Annotated in this window: 24 protein-coding genes; 13 read left to right on the forward strand and 11 right to left on the reverse strand. The window is 67.3% G+C overall.

What is annotated here, in order from left to right:
* Window positions 1–21 precede the first annotated feature (21 nt).
* Window positions 22–579 carry a GNAT family N-acetyltransferase gene (locus tag FDA38_RS03185; RefSeq protein WP_137252547.1) on the reverse strand — a complete coding sequence of 186 codons (558 nt, stop codon included), beginning with the start codon at window positions 577–579 and terminating at the stop codon, window positions 22–24.
* Window positions 580–610: 31 nt separating this feature from the next.
* Window positions 611–1,441 carry a lysozyme gene (locus FDA38_RS03190; protein ID WP_137252548.1) on the reverse strand — a complete coding sequence of 277 codons (831 nt, stop codon included), beginning with the start codon at window positions 1,439–1,441 and terminating at the stop codon, window positions 611–613.
* A 133-nt stretch (window positions 1,442–1,574) separates the two neighbouring features.
* Between FDA38_RS03190 and cysS the strand changes: the two genes are divergently transcribed.
* Together cysS and rlmB are read left to right on the forward strand one after the other, a co-directional pair.
* Entirely contained in the window at window positions 1,575–3,002 is a 1,428-nt protein-coding gene (gene cysS / locus FDA38_RS03195; protein WP_137252549.1) for a cysteine--tRNA ligase, read from the forward strand.
* A 1-nt stretch (window position 3,003) separates the two neighbouring features.
* Complete coding sequence (gene rlmB / locus FDA38_RS03200) at window positions 3,004–3,969, forward strand: 23S rRNA (guanosine(2251)-2'-O)-methyltransferase RlmB (RefSeq protein ID WP_137252550.1); 966 nt, start codon at window positions 3,004–3,006, stop codon at window positions 3,967–3,969.
* A 55-nt stretch (window positions 3,970–4,024) separates the two neighbouring features.
* Here rlmB and FDA38_RS03205 read toward each other — a convergent pair whose 3' ends face one another.
* From FDA38_RS03205 to FDA38_RS03215, 3 genes are all read right to left on the reverse strand, one after another.
* Window positions 4,025–4,903: a S1 family peptidase gene (locus FDA38_RS03205; protein WP_137254096.1), complete on the reverse strand. Its 879-nt coding sequence runs from the start codon at window positions 4,901–4,903 to the stop codon at window positions 4,025–4,027.
* A 132-nt stretch (window positions 4,904–5,035) separates the two neighbouring features.
* Complete coding sequence (locus tag FDA38_RS03210) at window positions 5,036–5,914, reverse strand: S1 family peptidase (RefSeq protein ID WP_233714496.1); 879 nt, start codon at window positions 5,912–5,914, stop codon at window positions 5,036–5,038.
* Between the two features lie 84 nt (window positions 5,915–5,998).
* Window positions 5,999–6,583 (reverse strand): TetR/AcrR family transcriptional regulator, encoded by a 585-nt coding sequence (locus tag FDA38_RS03215; RefSeq protein ID WP_131460575.1) that lies wholly within the window; start codon window positions 6,581–6,583, stop codon window positions 5,999–6,001.
* Window positions 6,584–6,670: 87 nt separating this feature from the next.
* On the opposite strand from FDA38_RS03215, the gene FDA38_RS03220 reads away from it, so the two are divergent.
* The 3 genes from FDA38_RS03220 to FDA38_RS03230 all read left to right on the forward strand — a co-directional run bounded on the left by FDA38_RS03220 (window position 6,671) and on the right by FDA38_RS03230 (window position 9,036).
* The gene (locus FDA38_RS03220) at window positions 6,671–7,819 is read left to right on the forward strand and encodes an acyl-CoA dehydrogenase family protein (protein ID WP_137252552.1); all 1,149 of its coding nucleotides are present in this window, start codon (window positions 6,671–6,673) and stop codon (window positions 7,817–7,819) included.
* Window positions 7,820–8,587: an SDR family NAD(P)-dependent oxidoreductase gene (locus FDA38_RS03225; protein ID WP_137252553.1), complete on the forward strand. Its 768-nt coding sequence runs from the start codon at window positions 7,820–7,822 to the stop codon at window positions 8,585–8,587.
* Between the two features lie 83 nt (window positions 8,588–8,670).
* Complete coding sequence (locus tag FDA38_RS03230; protein ID WP_202877541.1) at window positions 8,671–9,036, forward strand: NUDIX domain-containing protein; 366 nt, start codon at window positions 8,671–8,673, stop codon at window positions 9,034–9,036.
* 1 nt (window position 9,037) lies between these two features.
* On the opposite strand, the gene dgoD is transcribed toward FDA38_RS03230, so the two are convergent.
* Entirely contained in the window at window positions 9,038–10,183 is a 1,146-nt protein-coding gene (gene dgoD / locus FDA38_RS03235) for a galactonate dehydratase (RefSeq protein ID WP_137252554.1), read from the reverse strand.
* Window positions 10,184–10,301: 118 nt separating this feature from the next.
* Here dgoD and FDA38_RS03240 point away from each other — a divergent pair, with 118 nt between their 5' ends.
* Both FDA38_RS03240 and FDA38_RS03245 read left to right on the forward strand, forming a co-directional pair.
* Window positions 10,302–10,574, forward strand: coding sequence for a type II toxin-antitoxin system Phd/YefM family antitoxin (locus tag FDA38_RS03240; protein ID WP_170989565.1), 273 nt, complete (start codon window positions 10,302–10,304; stop codon window positions 10,572–10,574).
* Entirely contained in the window at window positions 10,574–10,975 is a 402-nt protein-coding gene (locus FDA38_RS03245; protein WP_137252556.1) for a type II toxin-antitoxin system VapC family toxin, read from the forward strand. Before FDA38_RS03240 ends, FDA38_RS03245 begins: the two co-directional genes overlap by 1 nt.
* 594 nt (window positions 10,976–11,569) lie before the next feature.
* Here FDA38_RS03245 and FDA38_RS03250 read toward each other — a convergent pair.
* Window positions 11,570–12,817: a DUF4032 domain-containing protein gene (locus FDA38_RS03250; RefSeq protein ID WP_233714660.1), complete on the reverse strand. Its 1,248-nt coding sequence runs from the start codon at window positions 12,815–12,817 to the stop codon at window positions 11,570–11,572.
* Window positions 12,818–12,884: 67 nt separating this feature from the next.
* Here FDA38_RS03250 and FDA38_RS03255 point away from each other — a divergent pair, with 67 nt between their 5' ends.
* The 5 genes from FDA38_RS03255 (at window position 12,885) to FDA38_RS03275 (ending at window position 18,873) form a co-directional block, all read left to right on the forward strand.
* Window positions 12,885–13,877: a LacI family DNA-binding transcriptional regulator gene (locus tag FDA38_RS03255; RefSeq protein WP_137252558.1), complete on the forward strand. Its 993-nt coding sequence runs from the start codon at window positions 12,885–12,887 to the stop codon at window positions 13,875–13,877.
* A 174-nt stretch (window positions 13,878–14,051) separates the two neighbouring features.
* Entirely contained in the window at window positions 14,052–15,419 is a 1,368-nt protein-coding gene (locus tag FDA38_RS03260) for an ABC transporter substrate-binding protein (protein ID WP_137252559.1), read from the forward strand.
* Between the two features lie 293 nt (window positions 15,420–15,712).
* A complete protein-coding gene (locus tag FDA38_RS03265; RefSeq protein WP_233714497.1) occupies window positions 15,713–16,456 on the forward strand; it encodes a carbohydrate ABC transporter permease in 744 nt (247 codons plus the stop codon).
* Entirely contained in the window at window positions 16,453–17,322 is an 870-nt protein-coding gene (locus tag FDA38_RS03270; RefSeq protein ID WP_137252560.1) for a carbohydrate ABC transporter permease, read from the forward strand. Before FDA38_RS03265 ends, FDA38_RS03270 begins: the two co-directional genes overlap by 4 nt.
* Window positions 17,323–17,331: 9 nt before the next feature.
* Window positions 17,332–18,873, forward strand: coding sequence for a glycoside hydrolase family 13 protein (locus tag FDA38_RS03275; protein ID WP_137252561.1), 1,542 nt, complete (start codon window positions 17,332–17,334; stop codon window positions 18,871–18,873).
* Here FDA38_RS03275 and FDA38_RS03280 read toward each other — a convergent pair.
* The 4 genes from FDA38_RS03280 to FDA38_RS03295 are packed head-to-tail and all read right to left on the reverse strand — an operon-like array spanning window position 18,866 to window position 22,557.
* Window positions 18,866–21,082 carry a heavy metal translocating P-type ATPase gene (locus FDA38_RS03280; RefSeq protein ID WP_137252562.1) on the reverse strand — a complete coding sequence of 739 codons (2,217 nt, stop codon included), beginning with the start codon at window positions 21,080–21,082 and terminating at the stop codon, window positions 18,866–18,868. The two genes, FDA38_RS03275 and FDA38_RS03280, sit on opposite strands and share 8 nt — an antisense overlap.
* Window positions 21,063–22,025 (reverse strand): hypothetical protein, encoded by a 963-nt coding sequence (locus tag FDA38_RS03285; RefSeq protein ID WP_137252563.1) that lies wholly within the window; start codon window positions 22,023–22,025, stop codon window positions 21,063–21,065. Before FDA38_RS03285 ends, FDA38_RS03280 begins: the two co-directional genes overlap by 20 nt.
* Window positions 22,022–22,240 (reverse strand): heavy-metal-associated domain-containing protein, encoded by a 219-nt coding sequence (locus FDA38_RS03290; protein WP_137252564.1) that lies wholly within the window; start codon window positions 22,238–22,240, stop codon window positions 22,022–22,024. Before FDA38_RS03290 ends, FDA38_RS03285 begins: the two co-directional genes overlap by 4 nt.
* Window positions 22,241–22,260: 20 nt before the next feature.
* Window positions 22,261–22,557 (reverse strand): metal-sensitive transcriptional regulator, encoded by a 297-nt coding sequence (locus FDA38_RS03295; RefSeq protein WP_137252565.1) that lies wholly within the window; start codon window positions 22,555–22,557, stop codon window positions 22,261–22,263.
* An 835-nt stretch (window positions 22,558–23,392) separates the two neighbouring features.
* Between FDA38_RS03295 and FDA38_RS03300 the strand changes: the two genes are divergently transcribed.
* Window positions 23,393–23,863 (forward strand): nuclear transport factor 2 family protein, encoded by a 471-nt coding sequence (locus FDA38_RS03300; RefSeq protein WP_137252566.1) that lies wholly within the window; start codon window positions 23,393–23,395, stop codon window positions 23,861–23,863.
* The last annotated feature ends 151 nt before the right edge of the window (window positions 23,864–24,014 follow it).

Below are 24,014 nucleotides of genomic sequence, written 5' to 3' on the forward strand. Positions count from 1 at the left end.
GCGCGTGCCTTAGCCAAAAACTTACGAACGCTTGTCCCATTCGGCTTTGAGCATGGCGAAGACCAGTTCGTCGGTCCACTCGTCCTTGAGGTACTCGTTCTGGACGAAATGCGCCTCCTGGCGCAGGCCGAGGCGCTTCAGCAGATTGGCGGACGCGTCGTTGCGAGCGTCCAGCCGCGCGATGATCCGATGCATGCCGAGCTCTTCGAACCCGACCCGGAGCAGCTCGACGGTCGCCTCGGTCGCGTAGCCGTGACCGGCCGACTCCGGGTGGAAGACGTACCCGAGCTCCCCGGTGCGCTGCTCGATGCTGTTCATGAACATGGTGACTTCACCGAGGTGCACACCGGTGTCGCGGAGGATGACCGCGGCGGTGAGCGCTTGACCGTCGCGGTCCATCGCAACGTCGGCCATCCGGCCGGCGAGTGCCTCCTTGACCTGCTCGGGCGTCCGTACGTCGTACAGCAGGTAACGGGTGACGTCCGGGTTCGACTGCAGCTTCAGCAGGTCGTCGTAGTCGGTCTCGGTGTAGCCGCGCAGAGTCAGGCGGTCAGTCTCGATCGGCAGCGTGTAGCTCACCGGTCGAGACTATTCGACCGCCGCAATGCAATTAACCGTTGGCGAGAGCCACCAGCCGGGACTGGTCGCCGTTGAAGCGGTCCTGGTCGATCGGCGTCGAGCTGTACTGCCAGATGGTGTGGAACGGCCAGCCGCCGGGCAGCGTCCCGGGCGCCGAGGCGTACCGGGCCACCCAGAGTGGGTTGGTCGAGTTGAACGCGGTGCTGTTACCGGTGCACTGGCTCCACCAGTCGAGGTTGGTGTAGATCACCGGGTCGCGGCCGGTCCGCGCCTTGTAGGTGTTCAGGAAGTCGCGGATCCAGGCGACCATCGAGGCCTGGCTCAGCCCGTAGCAGGTGGCGCCGTACGGGTTGTACTCGATGTCGAGTGCACCGGGCAGCGTCCTGCCGTCCCTGGACCAGCCACCGCCGTGGGCCAGGAAGTACGTGGCCTGGTTCGCGCCGCTGGAGTCGTTCGGAGTGGCGAAGTGGTACGCGCCGCGGATCATCCCGACGTTGTACGAACCGTTGTACTGCTGGGCGAAGTACGGGTTCGTGTAGTAGTTGCCCTCGGTCGCCTTCGTGTAGGCGAACCGCTTGCCGGCGCTCCACTGCCCGGCCCAGTTGACGTTGCCCTGGTGGCTGGACACGTCGATACCTTCGACGCTGGCGGCGGGCGCCATCACGGCCGGGGCCGCGCTCTTGGTGGTGGTGTTCTGCACCCAGCCCATGTACGCGTCGCCGGCTTTCTCGATGCCGTGCTGGCGGGCCTGGGGGGTCGGCTGGTGCGACCCGGTGCTTTCTGCGTTTGCTTGGGCGGAGCCGATCGAGGCCAGCAACAGGCCAAGAGTCACGGCGGCACCCGTGAAAAGGGCGGACTTCACGGTTTCCTCCAGAGCGATGAGGGGCGGACAGAGCGCTCGGAACTCATTCTTACCCGACTCCGGAAAGAATCAACCTTTGAAGCTGTGGTGCAGGTGATTATTTACCTAGGTAACCTCCCGTTACCCTTGACCGGTGACACTTCGTTTGTACGACACCGCGACAGCAGCAGTGCGAGATTTCGAGCCGGTCCACCCGGGCAAGGTCGGGATCTACCACTGTGGGCTGACGGTGCAGGGTGCCCCGCATGTCGGGCACATCTACAAGGAAGTGGTCTTCGACGTACTGCGTCGTTGGCTCGAGCGCTCCGGCTACGACGTCACCGTGATCGCGAACGTGACCGACATCGAGGACAAGATCCTCGCCAAGTCCGCCGATCGCGGCGTCCCGTGGTGGGCGCACGCCTACGAGTTCGAGCGCGAGCTGCACTGGGCGTACGACGTCCTCGGCTGCCGCCCGCCGACGTACGAGCCGCGTGCGACCGGGCACATCCCGGAGATGATCGAGCTGATCGAGCAGCTGATCGCGGACGGGCACGCGTATGTCGCCCCGGACGGATCCGGCGACGTGTACTTCGACGTGAAGTCCTGGCCGACGTACGGCGCCCTGTCGCACCAGAAGATCGACGACATGGAAGCCGCCGAGGACGCCGACCCCCGCGGCAAGCGGGACCCGCGCGACTTCGCGCTGTGGAAGGGCTGGACCGAGGCCACGCCGCGGACCGCTTCTTGGCCGGCGCCGTGGGGACGCGGCCGCCCGGGCTGGCACATCGAGTGCTCGGCGATGGCAGGCAAGTACCTCGGCGAGGAGTTCGACATCCACGGCGGCGGGCTCGACCTGCGCTTCCCGCACCACGAGAACGAGCTGGCCCAGTCGACCGCGGTCGGGCAGAAGTTCGCCCGGTTCTGGATGCACAACGCGCTCGTCACCACGGCCGGCGAGAAGATGTCGAAGTCGATGGGCAACAGTGCCGTCGTACGCAACGTGGTCGAGCGGGTCCGCCCGATCGAGCTGCGCTACTACCTCGTGCAGTCGCACTACCGGTCGGTGGTGGAGTTCTCGTTCGAGGCGCTCGACGAGGCCGCGAAGAGCTTCCAGCGGATCGACGGTTTCATCACCCGGGCGGTCGAGGTGACCGGCGGGGTCGAGCCGGCGGACGAGCTGCCCGCGGAGTTCGAGACCGCGATGGACGACGACCTGGGTACGCCGGCTGCGATCGCCGTACTGCACAACACCGTGCGGGACGGCAACAAGCTGGTCGCCGACGGGGACTCGGTCCTGCTGCGGGAGACGCTCGCGTCGGTGCGCGGGATGCTCGGCGTACTCGGGCTGGACCCGCTGGCCGAGCCGTGGGTCTCTCGTACCGGTGGCAGCGACGAGCTCACCGAGGTCGTCGACGGGCTGGTGAAGGCGCTGCTCGAGCAGCGTCAATCCGCTCGGGAACGCAAGGACTTTGCCGCCGCGGACGCCGTCCGCGACCGCCTGAAGGCGCTCGGCGTCGTCGTCGAGGACACCCCGCAAGGACCACGCTGGTCTCTTGCATCAACAGACGAAGGAAGCTGAAGTGCCAGGCAGTAGTCAGCGCAAGGGCGCCATCCGGAAGAAGCCGAAGGGGAACCCGACGGCCGGGTCCGGCGGGCGGGTTCGCCGTGGTCTCGAAGGCAGGGGCCCGACGCCGAAGGCGGTGGACCGGGTCAAGCACCCCGCGCACAAGCGGGCGAAGGCGGCCGAACGCGCCAAGGAGCGGGAGCGCACTCCGCGGCGCCAGGCGCGCAAGGACGGCGACGCGACCGTCGAGTGGGTGTACGGGCGGAACCCGGTGGTCGAGGCGCTGCGAGCCGGCGTACCGGCCTCCGCTCTGCACGTCGCCGAGGGCACGGAGCGGGACGCACGCCTGCGTGAGGCGCTGCTGGTCGCGGTCGAGACCGGTGTCTCGGTGCTCGAGGTGCCGCGGACGGAACTTGACCGCGTCACCGCGGGCGGTTCGCACCAGGGCGTCGCGCTGCAGATCCCGCCATACGAATATGCGCACCCCGATGACCTGGTGGCCCGGGCGCACGACTTGGGCGAGGTGCCGCTGATCGTCGCGCTCGACGGCGTGACGGACCCGCGCAACCTCGGCGCGATCACCCGTTCAGCGGCCGCGTTCGGCGCACACGGCGTCGTCGTACCGGAGCGTCGTACGGCGTCGATGTCCGCCTCTGCCTGGAAGACGTCGGCCGGCGCCGCGGCCCGTATCCCGGTCGCCCGCGCCGGCAACCTCAACCGGGCGCTCAAGTCCTACAAGGACGCCGGTCTGCTGATCATCGGCCTGGACATGGACGGCGACGTCGACCTCCCGGACTTCGAGGCCGCGACCGAGCCCGTGGTTCTGGTCATCGGCTCCGAAGGCAAGGGCCTGGCCCGCCTGGTCCGCGAGAACTGCGACCTGATCGTCTCGATCCCGATGACGTCGGCCACCGAGTCGCTGAACGCAGGCATCGCCGCCGGCGTCACGCTGTACGAGATCTCCCGCCGCCGCGCGAGCTGAACACACGACAGCGCCCCGGACCGCGAAGGTCCGGGGCGCTGACTTGTGCAGAGGGTCAGTAGACGCTGACGCCGTAGCGGGACAGCGCTTCGGTGACCGGCTGGAAGTACGTCGTACCGCCGGAGGAGCAGTTGCCGGAGCCGCCGGAGGTGAGGCCGAGGGCTACCGAGCCGGCGAACAGCGCGCCGCCGGAGTCGCCACCCTCTGCGCAGACGTTGGTGCGGATCAGGCCGGTGACGGTGCCCTCGGCGTAGTTCACCGTGGCGTTCACTGCCTGGACCGTGCCGCTGTGCACACCGGTGGTGCTACCGCTGCGCTTGACCGCCTGGCCGACAGACGCGTTGCCGGCGGACGTGATGTCCTGCGAGGTGCCGTTGTACAGATCCACCGTGCCGGGGTGGTTCGTGTACGACGTGCTGTACTTGACGATCGCGTAGTCGTTACCCGGGAAGCTCGATCCGGACGTCGTACCGAGCAGGGTGGTCTTGCTGGAGTTCGAGTACCAGCTGGACGCGATGTTGCCGCAGTGACCCGCGGTCAGGAAGTAGTACGTGCTGCCGCTGCGGACGTTGAAGCCGAGCGAGCAGCGGTACTGCCCGCCGTAGATGGCGTCGCCGCCGGCGATGTACTTCGTCAGCTTGCCGGACATCTTCTCCAGCGTGACCCGGTCGCCGAACTGCTTGGTCACACCGGTCAGCTTCGACAGCTTCGCGCCGGTGACGGTGTCGTCGTACGACACGATGATCCGGCCGTTCGGGTCGGTCTGCCACGCCGTACCCGGGATCGTCGCGTCCTTGCTCAACGTCGACGTGATCGCGGATGCGGACAGGGTGGCGGGGTTGACCGGCGCAGCCGAGGCTTGTGACGCCAGAAGTCCGGCGGCAGCAAGCCCGGCCGCGGCCAGGAGAGCGGTGGTACGGCGGAATGGGGACATGTTCACGGTTTCAGCCTCCTCACGATGAGGACGCCTTCGGGGCGGGGCGTCCTTGACTTCAACCGTGTCCAGTCCTACCCCTAATCTCCCTGAGTATTCAAGAGGTTCCGGAGAGTAGGGGAAACCTGCGCCTCAGTAGATCGAGACGCCGTAGACGTTGAGGGCTTCCACTACCGGCTGGAAGTAGGTCACTCCACCGGTCTTGCAGTCACCGGAGCCACCGGAGGTCAGACCGAACGCCCACTGGCGGTAGAACAGCGGGCCGCCCGAGTCGCCCGGCTCGGCGCACACGCTGGTGCGGATCAGGCCGGCCACGCGTCCGTCGCCGTAGTTCACGGTCGCGTTCAGCCCGGTCACCCGGCCGCTGTGCAGGCCGCTGGTGGCGCCGGAGCGGTACACCAGCTGGTTGAGGCCCGGGTTCATCGCGGTGGTGATGTCCTGCGAGCGCCCGTTGTACAGGTACACGCTGCCGCCCGGGGGCTTCATCTTGATGTCGGTGCGGTAGACGACCAGCGAGTAGTCGTTCCACGGGTAGCTGGCGTTGACCACTGCGCCGGTGTAGACCGCGTGGTTCTGGTCCTGGTACCAGCGGGCCGCCGCGACACCGCAGTGACCGGCAGTGAGGAAGTAGTACTTACCGCGCCGCTGCACGTTGAAGCCGACCGAGCACTTGTACTCGCCGCCGAACGTCGCCATGCCGCCGCTGATGTACTTCTGCAGCTTGCCGGGCAGCTTCTCCATCGTGATGTTCGAGGCCAGCTGCTTGGTCAGGCCGGTCAGCTTGATCAGCTTGGTGCCGGTGACGGTGGAGTCGTACGACACCACGACGGTGCCGTCCGGCTTGGTCATCCACGCCGTACCAGGGGTGTTGATCTGGTCGTTCAGCGTCTCGGTGATCGCTTTGGCGGAGAGTCGTGGCGGCTTCACCGGGTCCGCCTTGGCCGGTACGGCGGCGGCCAGGGCGAGCGCGGCAGCCGCCATGACGGCCGCTGTTCGTCGCAGGGTTTTCATAGTCATCAGCCTTCCGGGGCGTACGGCTCTGATGCGCAAGATGGCAGCAAGAGGACGATCCCCAACCTTAGAGGGGCCTGTGGTTCAGTCCAGGCGCAGGGAGTGCAGGACGAACGAGGCGAGTTCGCGGTACGCCTCGGCGTCGTTCAGACCGGTACGCCGGGCGATGTCGCCGCGCTGGATCGCCTGCATGGTGTGCGCGATCATCTCGGCCGCGAACGCGATGTCGACCTGCCGGAACGTCTTGTGGTTGATCCCGTCCTCGATCAGCTGCCGGACCCGCTCGGCGGCGATCCGGGTGTTCCGCTCGTACACCGACCGGGCCGGCGCGAACGTCGCCACGTCGTCCAGGAAGGTCCGGCTGGCCGGCCGCAGCGCGTCCGCGACCGCGTTCAGGTACGCCGCGATCCGCCGGTCGTGCCGGGTCTGCCGCGCGACCGCGGACTCCACCTGCGCGGTGGCATTCTTGAAGTAGTGCTTGACCACCTCGACGGCGAGCTGTTCCTTGCTCGGCGCCAGCGCGTAGAGGGTCGTCTTGCTGCAGCGCAGCTCGGCGGCCAGGTCGTCCAGGGTGAACCTGCTGAACCCCTGCTCGAGGAACAGGGACAGGAGCCGGTCGAGGAGCTCGGACTGACGGCGGGTCCGCCGCCCCGGAACGACTGTTGTCATATCGAGACAGCATAGAACGATACGGAACTATGTGCGCCAGTATCGTCCGGAGTATCATTTCCTCAGCTGTTGATGAGGGGGTTCCTGATGCCTGTCGACCGACTCCTGCCGACCGACGAATCCGTTGACCTGCTCGCCCTGGTCCGTGACCTGTGCGAGCACGAGCTCGCGCCGCACGCCGCCCGGGCGGAGGAGAGCGAGACGTTCCCGAGGGACGCGTTCCGCACCCTCGGCAAGGCCGGCCTGCTCGGCCTGCCCTACCCGGAGCAGTACGGCGGCGCCGAGCAGCCGTACGAGGTGTACCTCCAGATGCTCGAGGAGATCGCGTCCGCGTGGATGTCCGTCGGCGTCGGCGTCTCTGTGCACACGATGACGAGCTACGCCGTCGCGACGCTGGGGACTGAGGAGCAGAAGGCCCGGCTGTTGCCGGACATGGTCGGCGGCGAGCTGCTCGGGGCGTACGCGCTGTCCGAGCCGCAGGCCGGCTCCGACATCAGCTCGCTGACGACTCGGGCTGTCCGGGACGGCGACTCGTACGTCCTGAACGGGACAAAGGCGTGGATCAGCCACGGCTCGCACGCCGACTTCTACACGACGTTCGCCCGGACCTCGGACGACCCGAAGCACGGGATCTCCGCGTTCCACGTGCCGGGCTCGGCCGAGGGGCTGAGCTTCGGGGCGCCGGAGCGGAAGATGGGGCTGACCGGGTCGACCACGACGCTCGTGAACTACGACAACGTGCGGATCCCGGCCGGAAACCTGATCGGTGCGGAGGGCGACGGTATGCGGATCGCGTTGTCCGCGCTGGACTCCGGTCGGCTGGGGATCGCCGCGTGTGCGGTCGGTCTGGCGCAGGCCGCGCTCGACGTGGCTGCGTCGTACGCGAAGGAGCGTCAGCAGTTCGGGCACGCGATCGCGGACTTCCAGGGGATGCAGTTCCTGCTCGCCGACATGTCGGCCGCGGTCGAGTCCGGGCGGGCGACGTACTTGCATGCCGCGCGCCGGCGTGATCTCGGGCGGACGTTCACCCGCGAGGCGGCGATCGCCAAGCTGGTCTGCACGGACGCGGCGATGAAGGTCACCACGGACGCGGTGCAGGTGCTCGGTGGGTACGGTTACACCCGGGAGTTCCCGGCCGAGCGGTACATGCGCGAGGCCAAGGTGACCCAGATCTTCGAAGGCACCAACCAGATCCAGCGGCTTGTCATCAGCCGTGAAGTTTTGAGGAGCGTCTAGATGAAGTTCAGCCCGTCCGACGTCGCGCTGGTCACCGGTGGTGGTTCCGGGCTCGGAGAGGCGACGGTACGACGGCTTGCCGCCGACGGACTCGGCGTCGTGATCGTCGACCTGCCGTCGTCCGCGGGCAAGGCGGTCGCGGACGAGCTGGGCGACCGGGTCGTGTTCGCGCCGACCGACGTCACCGACGAGGCCGGCGTGACGGCCGCGCTCGACGCTGCGGCCGGGCTGGGTGATCTGCGGGTAGTCGTGAACTGTGCCGGCATCGCGACGCCGGGCCGGGTCGTCGGCCGCAAGGGTCCGTTGCCGCTGGCAACGTTTCGGCAGGTGATCGAGGTGAACCTGATCGGCACGTTCAACGTCCTCCGGCTGGCGGCCGAGCGGATGATCGCGCTGGAGCCCGGCGAGGACGGCGACCGCGGCGTCGTGGTGATGACGGCATCGATCGCGGCGTACGACGGTCAGGTCGGCCAGGCAGCGTACGCGTCGAGCAAGGGCGGGATCGTAGCGCTCACGCTCACCGCGGCAAGAGACCTTGCAGACAAGGGCATCCGGGTCGTCACGATCGCCCCCGGCACGATGGAGACCCCGATGCTCGCCGGCCTCCCCGAGGAAACCCGCACAGTCCTCGAGCAACAGGTCCCCCACCCGTCCCGCCTCGGCAAGCCATCGGAGTACGCCGCCCTCGTCCGCCACATCCTCGACAACCAACTCCTCAACGGCGAAGTAATCCGCCTAGACGGCGCCCTACGGATGCCGCCACGTTGATCCGCCTCCACGCCCTCCTGTTACGGGCGGGCTCGCCATTCGCCCAACTCTGGTTCCGGATCCGCAGACCCACCACGTTCGGCGTGAAGGCTCTTGTGCGGCAGGCGGACGGCCGCTTCCTCGCCGTCCGCCACTCGTACGCCGACACCCGCCGCTGGGCCCTCCCCGGCGGAGGCTACAAACCCACCCGCGAAACCCCCACGGAAGCAGCCGCTCGCGAACTCCGCGAAGAGCTATCCATCGCCTTGCCGGCCGCAGCCTTTACCGTGCTCGATACGACCGTCACCACGCTCGAAGGTAAGCACGACACCCTCACGATCCTCACCGCAGTCGCGCCGTCCGATGCCTTCACGCTCTCACCGGAGATCGCCGAGGCCCGCTGGTTGACGGACCTCGACGAGCTGGGCGACGCGCCGCTCTCACGGTGGCTGGTCAGAGCGCTCGGGTGATTCACCACTCGGCGAACGAGCCGTCCTCGTGTCGCAGGATCGGGGAGCGCCAGCGGTGGGGGTTGGCGGCGGCTTCGCGGACCACCTCTTCGTTGACCTCGATCCCGAGCCCGGGACCGGTCGGTCGCTCGACGTGTCCGTCGGTGAACGTGAAGACGCCGGGGTCCACCAAGTAGTCGAGCAGTTCGTTGCCGCCGCCGTACTCGATTCCCAGGCTCTGTTCCTGGATCAGGAAGTTCGGTGTCGCGAAGTCGATCTGCAGGCTGGCGGCCAGCGTGATCGGACCGAGTGGGCAGTGCGGCGCGACGTTCACGTCGTACGCCTCGGCCATCGCCGCGATCCGCCGTACTTCGGAGACGCCGCCGGCATGCGAGATATCCGGCTGCGCGACCGCGATCCCGGTCGTCAGCACATCCCGGAAGTCCCACCGCGAGAACAGCCGCTCACCGGTCGCGATCGGAATACTCGTCGACTCCGTGATCCGGCGCAGATCGCGCGAGTACTCCGGCGTCACCGGCTCCTCGACGAACAACGGAAGCAGCGGCTCGAGCAACGGCAGGAGCTGGCGGGTGGCCGCCGTACTCAACCGTCCGTGGAAGTCCAGCGCGATATCAACGCCATCACCCGACGCACTCCGCAACGCCTCCACTCGCGACGCCATCCGCCGCAGATCAGCCGCACCCGGAATCGGCGGCAGCGCCTCCGACACATTGATCTTCACCGCGGTGAACCCGCTGGCGACCTTCGCCTGTGCGTCGTCGACAAGCGCAGCGTTGTCCACCCCGTGCGCCCACGTATACATCCGAACCCGCTCCCGCACCGGCCCGCCGAGCAACTCATGCACCGGTACGCCGTGATGCCGCCCCTTGATGTCCCACAACGCCTGGTCGATCCCCGCCAGCGCACTCGACAGCACCGCACCACCGCGATAGAACCCACCCTTGGCCAGCACCTGCCAGTGCTCCTCGATCCGCAACGGATCCGCCCCGACCAGATACTCCATACAGGCCGCAACCGCCCCCTGCACAGCCTCAGCCCGCCCCTCAACAATCGGCTCCCCCCAGCCACTGATCCCCTCATCAGTATCAATCCGCAGAAACTGCCACCGCGGCGCCACCAGAAACGTCTCGTACCCCACAATTTTCACGTTTCAACCCTAGTCAACTTCCCCTGTGGACAACCGACTGACGGTGTCGGAACCGCTGTACTTTCTCCGCCGATCAACGGGAAGGCGGTGTCAGACAAATATGTACTACTCTGGATCCATGGCTGAGGTACCGATCCGTACGCTGAATCAGGAAACGGCCCGGGTGCTGGCGCGGGTGAAGCAGGGCGAGGAGATCGAGATCACCGAGCGCGGTGTTGTCATCGCGCGCCTCGTTCCGGTCAAGCCGTCGCCAACGGCGCGGCTGCTCGCCACCGGGAGTTTCCGGCCCGCTCGGCTGACCAGACCTTTCTCGCGACCGAAGGGCGAGATCAGGACCGACGACGAGGCGGGCGAGCTGCTCGAGCAGATGCGCGACGAGGAGCGCTACTGATGATCTACCTGGACACCGCCGCGCTGGTGAAGCTCGTCCGCCGGGAGACGGAGTCGGACGAACTCGTCGGCTGGCTGAACGAGCAGGTCGATCGGATCTTCGTCTCGTCGGCGCTGGTCGAGGTCGAGTTACCCCGTGCTCTCCGGCGCTCCGAACCGGCGCGGCTCACCGAGGTTCCGTCCGTGCTTGCGCAGATCTCCGTCTATGACGTCGACGAGACGGTTCGTGCGACTGCCGCCGGTTATCAGGATCCGTGGATCCGTTCTCTCGACGCGATTCACCTTGCGACGGCGGACGCCATTCTGGGCGATGACGTGACGTCGTTCGTCACGTACGACCGGCGTCTGCTGGCGTCGGCCAAGGCGATCGGGCTGCCCGTCGTCAGCCCCGGGATGTCCTGAGGTCAGCGGGTGGGTGGGGTGATGGCGCGGGGTGGGTCGAAGAGATCGCTGGGTTGGTAGGGCTTGTGGATGCCTTGCTGGATCAAGTCGAGGGTGATGCCGTCGGCGCGACGTCGGGTGGTGCCGTCGTCGGTGGGGAAGGTGTGGTCGACTGTGCAGTAGTCGGACGTGATCCGGACGGGGTACGACGCGGCACGGGTGTGGAGTCAGCAAGCGGACGTCCGATGGCGCGGCGGCCGCGTGCTTGGACAGGCTGTCCGCGATCTGCTTCTCGGATGCGTCCATCAGCCCTTGACCTCCTCGGCCCCGATGGTGGTGCGCAGGCTCGCCAGCGCACGGTGGGGACGGTCGCGGGCTCGCTGCTTGGCCGGCAGTGTCGCGCACAGCGCCACACCGCGTCCTGTTCCGCCTGTGTGTCCGAGTGGTCCGGGCTCGTCGCCGCACTATCGACGTCCTCGGCGGGTGTCTCCCGGCGGGGTACGCGAACCTCAGCAGCGCAGCCCCGCGCTGTGTGACCCAGTCGTCGAAGTCGGGCATCTCCATCCGGCACCTCCCACTCTGATCACGTCATGGAAGGGCCGAACGTTGCAAACCTCAGTCCGGCTCGGGGAGAGAGGGGGTGGGGAGGGCCAGCTTCTCGTCTGGTTTGGCGGCCAGTACGTCGTTTACGTATGAGCGGGCTGCTTCCATTGTGTCGACCTCGTGGCCGGCTTGTTCGGAGAGGAACCAGCGGTGTTCCAGGACCTCGTGGAAGACCTCGGCGGGTTCGAGTTTGCGCTTCAGGTCGCGGGGAACGGAGCGGACGACCGGTTCGAAGACCTCGGTCAGCCACTGGTGGGCGACGATTTCCTCGTCCTCGTTCTGCTGGTCGGTGGCAGCGGCGAAGGCGTCCAGGTCGTTGAGCAGCCGGCGCGCCTGGTTCTCTTCGACGTCCAGACCGGTGAGGCGAAGCAGCCGGCGGGAGTGGTGGCCGGCGTCCACGACCTTCGGCTGGATGCGGACCTGGCTGCCGTCCCAGTCGGTGATGATGTCGATCTCGGCGACGTCGAAGCCGAGCTCGTTCAGCCGCCGGATCCGCGAGTCGAGCCGGTGCATCTCGTCGGTGGCGAACTCCTCCGGCGCGGTCAGCTCGGCCCACAGCGCCTCGTACCGCTTCTGGATCGACTCGACCGTCTCCTGCGGGTCGATCGACTCGTCGAGCAGACCGCCCTCCTGCAGGTCGAGCAGTTCGCCGAACAGGTTGATCTCCGCGGTGTAGAGGTCGTGCGCCCGCTGCCCGTCTGAGATGTCCTGGTGCAGCTCGCCGGTCTCGGCGTCCACCAGGTACGCCGCGAACGCGCCCGCGTCCCGCCGGAACAGTGTGTTCGACAGCGAGCAGTCGCCCCAGAAGAACCCGAGCAGGTGCAGCCGAACGATCAGCGCGACCAGTGCGTCGATCAGCCGGTTGACCGTGTCCGGCCGCAGCGTGCTGGAGAACAGCGCGCGGTACGGCAGGGAGAACTGCAGGTGCCGGGTGATCAGGATCGAGTCGATCGGCTCGCCGTCGCGATCGATCCGGTCGGTGATCACGCCGACGGGCTCGACGGACGGGGCCTCCAGGCGTTCGAGGTCGCGGAGCAGGCGGTACTCGTGCATCGCCAGGTGCTCGAGGACCTCCTTGATCGCGTACACCGTGCCGTTGACCCGGACGAAGCGGACGACGTGCCGCGAGATACCGCGCGGCAGCGCGACCAACTGGTCCTCGGGCCAGTCCTCCAGCGGGACGTCCCAGGGGAGCGACAGCAGGCCGGTGTCCGGGCGGGTGGCGACGAATCGGGGCACGGTTCCCAGTCTGTCAGGAATCCTGAGGGTTCAGCGAGGTACGCAAGTGCTTGCAAATTCTTGCGTGATTGGGCGTAGAGTTTGCGGCATGACTCGACGACTTGCAGAGGTGGCCAAGAAGGTCGGCGTCAGCGAGGCCACCGTCAGCCGCGTCCTGAACGGGAAGCCGGGCGTCTCCGAGGCGACCCGTGAAGCGGTGCTCACCGCCCTCGACGTGCTGGGGTACGAGCGTCCCACGCAGCTGCGCGGTGATCGCGCCCGGCTGGTCGGTCTGGTCCTGCCGGAGTTGCAGAACCCGATCTTCCCCGCGTTCGCCGAGGTCGTCGGCGGCGCGCTCGCGCAGCAAGGTTTCACGTCCTTGCTCTGCACCCGCACGGTCGGCGGCGTGTCCGAGGCCGACTACGTGGATCTGCTCCTCCAGCAGCAGGTGTCGGGCGTCGTGTTCGCCGGCGGTTTCTACGCCCAGGCGGACGCGCCGCACCAGCACTACGAGCTGATCCAGGAGCGCAAGCTGCCGACCGTCCTGGTCAACGCGGCGGTCGACCACCTCGGGTTCCCGCAGGTGTCGTCGGACGACTACGTCGCGGCGGAGATGGCGATCGGCCACCTGCGAGCGCTCGGTCACCAGCGGATCGGGATGGTGCTCGGCCCGCGTGACCACATCCCCTCGCGCCGCAAGTTGGAGGCGTACCTGGCCGCGGACGAGGCCGATCCGCAGCTGGTCGAGCACACGATGTTCTCGCTCGAGGGCGGCCACGCGGCCGCGACCCGGCTGGTGAACTCCGGCGTCACCGGCATCGTCTGTGCCAGCGACATCCTCGCGCTCGGTGCGATCCGCGCCGTACGGCGAGCCGGCCTGAGCGTCCCGGGTGAGGTGTCGGTGATCGGGTACGACGACTCCGCGATGATGAACTGCACCGACCCGCCGCTCACTACCGTCCGCCAGCCGATCGACGCGATGGGCCGCGCCGCGGTCGACATGCTGGTCGCGCTGATCGAGCGCGCCGTCGTACCCGCCGACGAGCTGCTCTTCGAGCCGGAGCTCGTCGTCCGCGCCTCGACCGCCCGGGCCCGCATCTAGGCATAACGCAGTACCCCGGCAGCCGCTGACCGCTCTGGTCGGCGGCTGCTGTCGCATGTCCTCTAGCGGGTAATCTCCCACGCGAAGTCACGATTTTGCAATCTCAGATCGAAGTATTGCGATCATGCGTCCAGTTCCCTACGGTGTCCACACGATCCGAGGGAGAGGGTGGAAATGACGACAACGCGCCGCGGGCTCAGCCTGCTGCTGGTTGCGGGACTCGGGCTGGTGGCCGCGTCCTGCGGGTCGGGGGACGCGAACAAACCGGCTGCGGACGCCGCCGATGGGCCGGTCACGATCACGGTCGGCTGCGAGCCGCCGAAGAGCAATCCGAAGGAGCGTCAGGCCTGGGAGGCGGACGTCGCCACGTTCCAGAAAGCGCATCCGAACATCACCGTCCAGGGCAAGGACGCGTTCCCCTGCATCAACCCCGACACGTTCCAGGCGAAGCTGGCCGGCGGGACGCAGGAGGATCTCTTCTACGTCTACTACACCGACGTCCGGAAGATCATCGAGAAGAAGCAGGCCGCCGACATCAGCCAGTACGTCGGCAGCGTCAACGCGGTGAAGGACCTGCGCCCGGACGTGATGGGCGTGTTCAAGGACGGCGACAAGACGTACGGCCTGCCGCGGAACAACTACAACATGGGCCTGGTCTACAACCGGAAGCTGTTCACGCAGGCCGGTCTGGACCCGGCGAACCCGCCGAAGACGTGGGAAGAGGTCCGCGACGCTGCGAAGAAGATCGCGGCGCTCGGCCCGGGGTACGTCGGGTATGGCGAGTACTCCGCCGGCAACACCGGTGGGTGGCACTTCGCCGCCGAGCTGTACGCGCGGGGCGGGTCGATGGTGAGCGACGACGGGAAGACCGCCGCGTTCAACAGCGACGAGGGTAAGGCGGTGCTGGAGAACCTGAAGAAGATGCGTTGGGACGACAACTCCATGGGCACGAAGCAGTTGCTCCAGTGGGAGGACCTGATGCGGATGATGGGCGGCGGCAAGCTCGGGATGATGGTCGGTGCGCCCGATGTCGTGCAGTCGGTCAACAACGACTTCAAGGGCAAGTTCGACGACTACGGCGTCACCGCCGTACCGGAGTCGGACGGGAAGTCGTCGCTGAGCGGTGGCGACGGGTACATGTTCAACCCGAAGGCGTCGCCGGAGAAGATCAAGGCCGGTCTGCTGTGGCTCGAGTTCCACGAGCTCACGCCGGGCAAGGGGCAGTTCGACTACGCACGGTCGAAGGAGCAGGGTCGCCCGGTCGGCCTGCCGATCCCGGACCTGTACGGAACCACTGCCCCCGGCAACGAGATCACTGCCTTGCGCAAGCAGTACGCGACGGTCCCGGTCGACAACTTCGCGCCGTACGTCGCTGCCCAGGGCAACATCACCAACAAGCTCGAACCGCCCAAGGCGCAGGAGCTGTACGCCGTTCTCGACGTCGCGATGTCCGCCGTCCTCACCCGTAAGGACGCTGACATCAACAAGCTCCTGAGCGACGCGGAGAGCAAGGCGAACAAGATCCTCGCGAAGAACGCCTGATGGTCGACGACACCACAACAAACACCCGCCGTCCCCGCTCTGCGGGGGCGGCGGGTGGTCGGGGAGCGGCCGAGGCCGCCGAGGAACTGCGAGTGGGTTGGGGGTCGGAGAGCCGACCGGTGGTCGGGTCGGACGAACCTCCGATGCCGGACGGTGCGGGAGCTTTTCGGAGGGCGTTCGGGCGGAACCTCACGGCGTACGGGTTCCTGTGTGGGGCATTGATCTGTTTCGCCTTGTTTTCTTGGTACCCGATGGTGCGCGAGGTTGTGCTGAGTTTCCAGCAAAACAACTTTGTGGATCCCGGGGTGTGGGTCGGGTTCGACAACTTCCGGACGGTGATCTCGGACCCGGCGTTCCGGTCCGCGTGGTTGAACACGGCGGCGTTCAGCGGGTTGGCGCTGGTGATCGGCTACGCCGTGCCGTTCGTGCTCGCCGTGGTACTCAACGAGTTGAAGCACGCGAAGGCGTATCTGCGGTTCGTCGTCTACCTGCCCGTGATGCTGCCGCCGGCGGTCGCCGTACTGCTGTTCAAGTGGTTCTACGATCCGGGCGCGGGCCTGTTCAACCAGGCACTCGGCGTGGTGAACATCCCGCCGTTGAGCTGGCTGGACTCGACGAGTACGGCGCTCATCAGCCTGGTGATCGTGTCGACCTGGATGAACCTCGGCACCGGCACGCTGATCTACCTCGCCGCGCTGCAGAGCATCCCCGGTGATCTCTACGAGTCCGCGGAGCTCGACGGCGCCGGCCTGTTCCGCCGCGTCTGGCACGTGACGGTCCCGCAGACCAAGCTGATCCTGCTGGTCATGCTGCTCCTGCAGATCGTCGCGACGATGCAGGTCTTCATCGAGCCGTACCTGCTGACCGGCGGCGGGCCCGAGAACGCGACCGTGACGGTCGCCTACCTGATGTACCAGTACGCGTTCAACTTCGGTGACTTCGGCGGCGGCTCCGCCCTCGGTCTGATGTTGATGATCGTGCTGCTGATCTTCTCCACGGTCTACCTGCGTGTCTCGCGCGAGGAGGACGCCCGATGAGGACCTTGGTCTCACCGCTCGCACTCCGTACTCCGCGCGGCCGGGTGATCTACTGGACGATCCTGACCGTGACGGTGGTCGGGTTCACCGGCGCGTTCGTGTTCCCGCTCTACTGGATGGTGACCGGCGCGCTGAAGTCACCCGACGAGCTCGCGCAGATCCCGCCCAGCTTCTTCCCGAAACACCTCGACCTGCACGTGTACGTCGATGCGTGGGAGCAGCTCCAGCTGGGAGTCTTCCTGAAGAACACCGTGCTGTACGCCGGTGGCGCGTGGCTGTTCACGCTCGCGATCGACGTGAGTGCCGCGTACGCGTTGTCGAAGCTGCGGCCGATCTTCGGCAAGCTGGTGCTCGGCGCGATGCTGGCGACGCTGATGATCCCGCCGATGGTCCTGCTGCTGCCGACGTACCTGGTGGCGAAGGACCTGCCGATCTTCCACGCGAACCTGCTGAACACGCCGTGGGCGATCTGGTTGCCGGCGGCTGCGAACGGGTTCTTCGTGTTCCTGCTGAAGCGGTTCTTCGACTCGATCCCCCGGGAGCTACTGGAGGCCGCGGAGATCGACGGTGCCTCACCCGGCAGGATCCTGTGGTCGATCGTGCTGCCGGTGTCGCGCCCGATCATCGGTGTCGTGTCGATCCTGTCGGTCGTGACGGTCTGGAAGGACTTCGTCTGGCCGCTGCTGGTGTTGCCGGAGACGGACAAGATGTCGATCAGCGTGGGCATCGCGTCGCTGTCCGCCCAGATGCCGCAGAACGTCCTGATCGCCTCCCTGGTGATCGCCAGCCTGCCCACGATCATCGTCTTCTTCATTTTCCAGCGCAGCATCATGGCGGGCCTCACAGCCGGAAGCCTCAAGGGTTAAGGAGATTTTATGGCCGACGAATGGTGGCGTGGAGCCGCGATCTACCAGGTCTATCTGCGGAGCTTTGCCGATGGCGACGGTGACGGGATCGGGGATCTGGCCGGGTTAAGGGCGAAGTTGCCGTACCTTGCCGAGCTTGGTGTGGACGCGATCTGGCTGAACCCTTGGTACCCGTCACCGATGGCTGACGGTGGGTACGACGTGGCGGACTACCGGGCGATCGACCCGGCGTTCGGGACGTTGGCGGAAGCCGAGGCGTACATCGCCGAGGCGCATGCGCTGAACATCCGGACGATCATCGACATCGTGCCGAACCACGGCTCCGACCAGCAGGACTGGTTCGTCGAGGCCCTCCGCGCCGGCCCGGGGTCGCCCGAGCGCGAGCGGTTCCTGTTCCGCCCCGGCCGGAACGATGGCCCGCCCAACGATTGGCAGTCGATCTTCAACGGCCCGGCCTGGACCCAGGTCGACGACGGCGAGTGGTACCTGCACCTGTTCGCCCCCGAGCAGCCCGACTTCAACTGGCGTAATCCCGAGGTTGTCGAGGAGTTCCACGACATCCTCCGGTTCTGGCTGGACCGCGGCGTCGACGGGATCCGGATCGACAGCGCCGCCGTACTGTTCAAGGACCTGGACAGCGTCGAGGAGTCGTACACCGACCACGACGAGGTCCACGAGGTCTATCGCGGCTGGCGGCACATCACCGATCAGTATGACGGGCGCTTCCTCGTCGGCGAGATGTGGATGCCCGACCAGGAACGCTTCGCGCTGTACCTGCGACCCGACGAGATGCAGACCGCGTTCAACTTCGACTTCCTGTCCCGCCCTTGGGAAGCCGAAGAGCTGAAGGCGTCCATCGACCTGACCCTGTCGACGCACGTGCCGATCGGTGCGCCGCCGACCTGGGTCCTGTCGAATCACGACGTGACGCGGCCGGTGACGAAGTACGGCCGTCCGGACACGTCGTTCTCGCACCAGGATCGCAAGCACGGGATGCAGACCGACCTGGTGCTGGGGGAGCGCAGAGCACGCGCAGCCGCTCTTCTCGCGATGGCGCTTCCCGGCAGTCTCTATGTCTACCAGGGCGAAGAGCTCGGGTTGCCCGAGGTAGAGGACCTGCCGGACGAGCTGTTGCAAGACCCGATCTTCGCTCGGTCGGGAGGGGCGGATCGCGGGCGAGATGGTTGCCGAGTGCCCCTACCGTGGTCGGGGAAGGAGCCGCCGTTCGGCTTCGGTTCCGGTACTCCGTGGCTGCCGCAGCCGGCGGACTGGAAGAACCTGACGGTCGAGTCCCAGCACGACGACCAGAACTCGATGCTGGCCCTGTACCGCACCGGACTGCGGCTGCGTCGCGAGCTGCTCGGGGACGGTGCGCTGACGTGGTTGGACTCGGCCGCCGACGTACTCGTCTTCCGGCGCGAGAACCTGACCTGCGTCGTCAACCTGACGAGCGCGCCGATCGAGTTGCCGGCGTACGAGGAGGTGCTGTTGACCAGCATTCCCCTCGACGACGGCAAGCTTCCGAGCGACGCGACCGCCTGGATCAGGTGAGCGAGCGGAACCGGCGCAACCGCAGGCTGTTGGACACGACGAACACCGAGCTGAAGGCCATCGCGGCCCCGGCCAGCATCGGGTTCAACAAGCCGGCGGCGGCGAGCGGCAGGGCCAGCACGTTGTAGGCGAAAGCCCAGAACAAGTTGCCCTTGATCGTGCGCAACGTACTGCGGGACAGCCGAATGGCATCCACAGCCGCGCGCAGATCGCCGCGCACCAGCGTCAGGTCGCTTGCTTCGATCGCCACGTCGGTGCCGGTGCCCATGCTCAGGCCGAGGTCGGCCTGGGCGAGGGCTGCCGCGTCGTTGACGCCGTCACCGATCATCGCGACCACGCGGCCCTCGTCCTGCAGCTTCTTGATCGCGTCCACCTTGCCGGCCGGCAGTACCTCGGCGATCACCTCGTCGATGCCGACCTCACCGGCAACCTTCGACGCGACCGCTTCGTTGTCGCCGGTCAGCAGCACCGGCCGAAGGCCGAGCTCCCGCAGTTCCCGGATCGCCTGCACCGACGTTGGTTTCACGGTGTCCGCAACAACCAGCACCGCGCGCGCAACCCCGTCCCAGCCGACGGCAACCGCAGTACTGCCCTCGGCCTCGGCGTGTTCCTTCGCGTGGGCCAGCTCGGACGGCAGGTGCTGGCTCCACTCCTCGAGCAACCGCGTGCGCCCGACGAGTACGGCGTGCCCGTCGACGATCCCTTGCACGCCGAGACCTTCGACGTTCCCGAAGTCCTCGACCTCGGGCAGCTTGCCGGCGGCTGATGCGGCGCGGGCGACGGCCTGCGCGATCGGGTGTTCGCTCGAGTGCTCGAGCGCGCCGGCCAACCGCAGTACCTCAGCGCGGTCCTGACCGGGAGCCAGCAGTACGTCGACCAGCTCCATCCGGCCCGTGGTCACGGTGCCCGTCTTGTCCAGTACGACGGTATCGACCCGACGCGTGGACTCGAGCACCTCCGGCCCCTTGATCAGGATGCCCAGCTGCGCGCCCCGGCCGGTCCCGACCATCAACGCGGTCGGCGTGGCCAGGCCCAACGCACACGGGCAGGCGATGATCAGTACGGCGACTGCCGCCGTGAACGCGACCTCTGCCGGCGAACCGTTCCCCAGCCAGAAGCCGAGCGTTGCCAGCGCCAGCCCGATCACGATCGGCACGAAGATCCCGGACACCTTGTCGGCAAGGCGTTGTACCTCGGCCTTCCCATTCTGCGCGTCCTCCACCAGCCGCGCCATCTGCGCGAGCTGCGTGTCCGCGCCGACCCGGGTCGCCCGTACGACGAGCCGCCCGCCGGCATTGACGGTCGCACCAACGACAGCGTCACCCGCACCGACCTCGACCGGCACGGACTCACCGGTCAGCATCGACGCGTCGACCGCGCTGCTCCCCGTCACGATCACGCCGTCGGTCGCGATCTTCTCGCCCGGCCGTACGACGAACTCGTCACCCACGACCAGTTGGTCGGCCGGGATCCGGGTCTCCGCACCGTTCCGCAGCACGGCGACGTCCTTCGCGCCGAGCTCGAGCAGCGCGCGCAAGGCCGCACCCGAGCGACGCTTGGCCCGCGCCTCGAAGTACCGGCCGGCCAGGATGAACGTGGTGACAGCGGTCGCCACCTCGAGATAGATCTCCTCGGCGCCGCTGCCGCGGGACGGGATCAGCGTGAACGGCATCTTCATGCCGGGCTCACCCGCGCTGCCGAGGAACAGTGCGTACAGCGACCAGAGGAACGAACTCACCACGCCGAGCGAGATCAGCGTGTCCATCGTCGTGGCGGCGTGCCGCAGGTTCGTCCAGGCGGCCTTGTGGAACGGCCAGGCCGCCCACGTCACCACCGGGAACGCCAGCGTCAGCGACGCCCACTGCCACGATTCGAACTGCAGCGCCGGGATCATCCCGAACGCGACCACCGGAATCGTCAGCACGATGCTCGCGATCAGCCGCTCCCGCGGGGGTTTCAGCTCATCGGGCTCGTCGGCCTCCGTCGACACCGCCGGCGTCGGCAGGGCCGCGGTGTAGCCGGTCTTCTCGACCGTGGCGACCAGGTCGTCGGTCGAGACGCCGTCGGGGTACGTCACCTTCGCCTTCTCGGTGGCGTAGTTGACGGTCGCCGTGACGCCGTCCATCCGGTTCAGCTTCTTCTCGACCCGGGCGGCGCAGGAGGCGCACGTCATCCCACCGATGATGAGTTCAACGGACTGGTTGCTCATGCTCGTGTGCCTCCTCCTCGTGATTCGGTACGGCGGTTGGCGGGACGATCGTCGTACCGGTCGAGCTGACCTTCACCGTGAACTCCGCGGTGTGTACGGCGCCCGCGTGCTGGAAGTCCAGGAACAGGCTGTACGTCCCCGCGGTCGGGAAGGTCGTCATGAAGTCGATCGACGGACCGCCCTTCATCCCCGGCTCGGCGTGCTGCGCCGGGTGGTTGTGCAGGTAGGCCAGGTCGCCGCTGCGCAGCGAGACCAGGTGCCCGAAGGCGCCTAGGTACGGCTCCAGGTCGGTGACGGGCTTGCCGTTCTTCGTGATCTTGAACGTGAGCTGCGATTCCTTGCCCGCGACGGGCGTGCCGGCGAGCGTCACGTCGTACCCATGGATGCTGGTGACGGCGGCAGGGTCGTTGAGCGGGACCGGGATGTACAGGCCGGAGACGTTCACGTCCGTGCCGAGGGTGATGTTCTTGTCGAGGCCGGCCGGCTGGAAGTCGGCGTACATCCGCCACGTCCCGCCGGCGGTGAACGTGAACGGGATGCTCCACGTCCCGTCCGCAGCCAGCGTCGGGTGCACGTGGTGGAAGCCGGACAGGTCCCGCCGCACGACGATCAGATGCAGGTCCTTCTCGTGCGTCTTCGTGTACTGCGTGACCGGCTTGCCGTCCGGCCCGGTGATCGTGAAACGCAGAGCGGTCTTCGTGCCGGCGGTGAAGAACGTCGTCGCCGGGCTGAACGTGTACCCCGCGTCGGACACCGCGAGCCCCGGCAGTTGCCCGCCGGCGTCGTGCCCGCCCATGTCGCTCATGCCCATCTCCTGCGACTGCGAAGGTGTGTCGGCCGCCGCGATCGGGTCGACCGCGGTGCCGATGCCGTACGCCGCCCCGAAGGCGAGCGCCAACGCACCGGCGAACGCGCCGAGCCGGAGCGCGGCGGCCCGGCTCACGACGCCGCCAGTTCGTAACCCGCCTCGTCGACAGCCTCACGTACGGCGGACTCGTCGAGCGCGGACTCACTCGTCACGTGCACCGCGGAGGTGCCGCCCGCGACGAGATCGATCGTCACGTCCTGCACACCGACGAGCTTGCTGAGCTCCTCGGTCACTGCAGACGTGCAGTGCGCGCAGGTCATGCCGGAAACCGAGTACGTGGTGGTGGTCATATGCGTTGCTCCTTCGGTGATTAGCTACGAACCAGGCGGGCGATCGCGTCGGAGGCCTCGCGAACCTTCTCCTCGGCCTCCGGACCACCCTTCTGCGCGGCCTCGACCACGCAGTGCGAGAGGTGCTCGTCGAGCAGCTCGAGCGAGAACGACTGCAATGCCTTCGTGGCCGCCGACACCTGGGTCAGGATGTCGATGCAGTACTTGTCCTCCTCGACCATCCGCTGCAGACCGCGAATCTGCCCCTCGATCCGCCGCAGCCGCTTCAGGTGGCTGGTCTTCTCAGCGGTGTAACCGTGTACGTGGTCGTCGGTCATCTCAAACTCCTCAGCTACCCCTCGGGGGTATGTCGACAGCACGAAAGTACCCCCTGCGGGTATCGAATGCAAGTCGCGGATCGATACGGGGAGGGGGTATTTGTTGCGACTGGTGATCTGCCCCACGCGTGCTGCGCAGGCGCTTTCTTCGTCGCGGTGCTCCTCAGCGCGTCTGCTTCGCCCGCTCCCGCCCGCCCGTCGGCTGCCGCCGACATTGCCGGCTTATCGCCGGGGTGACTGCTTGGTGGGACTGGTTCGTCGGGGTCGGGCGTGGTGGGGGGTGGAGGTGGTCTGTCCCACGCGGGCTGCGCAGGCGCTTTCTTCGTCGCTACGCTCCTCAGCGCGTCTGCTTCGCGCGCTCCCGCCCGCCCGTCGGCTGCCGCCGACATTGCCGGCTTATCGCCGGGTGAGTGCTTGGTGGGACTGGCTCGTCGGGGTCGGGCGTGGTGGATGGTGGAGGTGGTCTGTCCCACGCGGGCTGCGCAGGCGCTTCCTTCGTCGCGGTGCTCCTCAGCGCGTCTGCTTCGCGCGCTCCCGCCCGCCCGTCGGCTGCCGCCGACATTGCCGGCTTATCGCCGGGTGAGTGCTTGGTGGGACTGCTTCGTCGTGACGAGCGTGGCCGGGGATGGGCGGGGCCCCGCTCGCTCGACGGCGGGTACCTGGCGGATGTGCACCGCCGGGGGAGGCGTGCGCGGTGGCGGCGAGGGGGGCTTGGTGAGCGGCAGCTGCAATCCGAGGGGCGTTCAGTGGCTGGACCGTCGGCCAACTGTGATCGCGTATCTGGGAGATCTGATCCAAGATTGAACCGACCTCTTGGCCAACGAAGGAGCTGGTTGTGAACGCTCGTCCGCCACTGCCCCCGTTTACGCGGGAGACGGCGATCCAGAAGGTCCGTGCCGCCGAGAACGCGTGGAACAAGCAGGATCCGGAGGCGGTGTCGCTTGCCTACACGCCGGACACGTACTGGCGGAACCGCGACGTCTTCGTGAACGGGCGGGCCGAGGTCGTTGAGTTCCTGACCCAGAAGTGGGCGCGTGAACTGGACTACCGGCTGATCAAGGAGCTGTGGGCGTTCACCGACGACCGCATCGCCGTCCGGTTCGTCTACGAGTCGCACGATGCGGCCGGCCAGTGGTACCGCTCGCACGGCAACGAGAACTGGGAGTTCGACGAGAACGGCCTGATGCGGGTCCGGCGTGCCAGCATCAACGACCAGGTGATCGCGGAGTCCGACCGCCTCTTCCACTGGGACGCCCCAGGCCCCCGCCCAGACGACCACCCCGGCCTCACCGAACTGGGCCTCTAACCACTGAGCCCAGTTGCCCTGCGACCGGTACCCGATCACAGGCCACTACATCGCCAAGCTGGAATGCGGCGCCGACGACGCCTAGCACTGCCAAGTGGGTATAGAACTGCTGTAGCCCGGGGCAATAGCCCTTGGGAAGTGAACCCGGCAG

This window comes from Kribbella jiaozuonensis (genome assembly GCF_005233875.1).
GTDB lineage: Bacteria > Actinomycetota > Actinomycetes > Propionibacteriales > Kribbellaceae > Kribbella > Kribbella jiaozuonensis.

Excerpts from the sequence above, each read along its gene's own strand:
- FDA38_RS03275 (WP_137252561.1), top strand. The coding sequence starts at position 17,332 with ATGGCCGACGAATGGTGGCGTGGAGCCGCGATCTACCAGGTCTATCTG.
- FDA38_RS03215 (WP_131460575.1), bottom strand. The coding sequence starts at position 6,583 with ATGACAACAGTCGTTCCGGGGCGGCGGACCCGCCGTCAGTCCGAGCTC.
- FDA38_RS03290 (WP_137252564.1), bottom strand. The coding sequence starts at position 22,240 with ATGACCACCACCACGTACTCGGTTTCCGGCATGACCTGCGCGCACTGC.
- FDA38_RS03270 (WP_137252560.1), top strand. The coding sequence starts at position 16,453 with ATGAGGACCTTGGTCTCACCGCTCGCACTCCGTACTCCGCGCGGCCGG.
- FDA38_RS03295 (WP_137252565.1), bottom strand. The coding sequence starts at position 22,557 with ATGACCGACGACCACGTACACGGTTACACCGCTGAGAAGACCAGCCAC.
- FDA38_RS03245 (WP_137252556.1), top strand. The coding sequence starts at position 10,574 with ATGATCTACCTGGACACCGCCGCGCTGGTGAAGCTCGTCCGCCGGGAG.
- FDA38_RS03260 (WP_137252559.1), top strand. The coding sequence starts at position 14,052 with ATGACGACAACGCGCCGCGGGCTCAGCCTGCTGCTGGTTGCGGGACTC.
- FDA38_RS03255 (WP_137252558.1), top strand. The coding sequence starts at position 12,885 with ATGACTCGACGACTTGCAGAGGTGGCCAAGAAGGTCGGCGTCAGCGAG.
- FDA38_RS03210 (WP_233714496.1), bottom strand. The coding sequence starts at position 5,914 with ATGAAAACCCTGCGACGAACAGCGGCCGTCATGGCGGCTGCCGCGCTC.
- FDA38_RS03205 (WP_137254096.1), bottom strand. The coding sequence starts at position 4,903 with ATGTCCCCATTCCGCCGTACCACCGCTCTCCTGGCCGCGGCCGGGCTT.
- FDA38_RS03280 (WP_137252562.1), bottom strand. The coding sequence starts at position 21,082 with ATGAGCAACCAGTCCGTTGAACTCATCATCGGTGGGATGACGTGCGCC.
- FDA38_RS03225 (WP_137252553.1), top strand. The coding sequence starts at position 7,820 with ATGAAGTTCAGCCCGTCCGACGTCGCGCTGGTCACCGGTGGTGGTTCC.
- FDA38_RS03220 (WP_137252552.1), top strand. The coding sequence starts at position 6,671 with ATGCCTGTCGACCGACTCCTGCCGACCGACGAATCCGTTGACCTGCTC.
- FDA38_RS03240 (WP_170989565.1), top strand. The coding sequence starts at position 10,302 with ATGGCTGAGGTACCGATCCGTACGCTGAATCAGGAAACGGCCCGGGTG.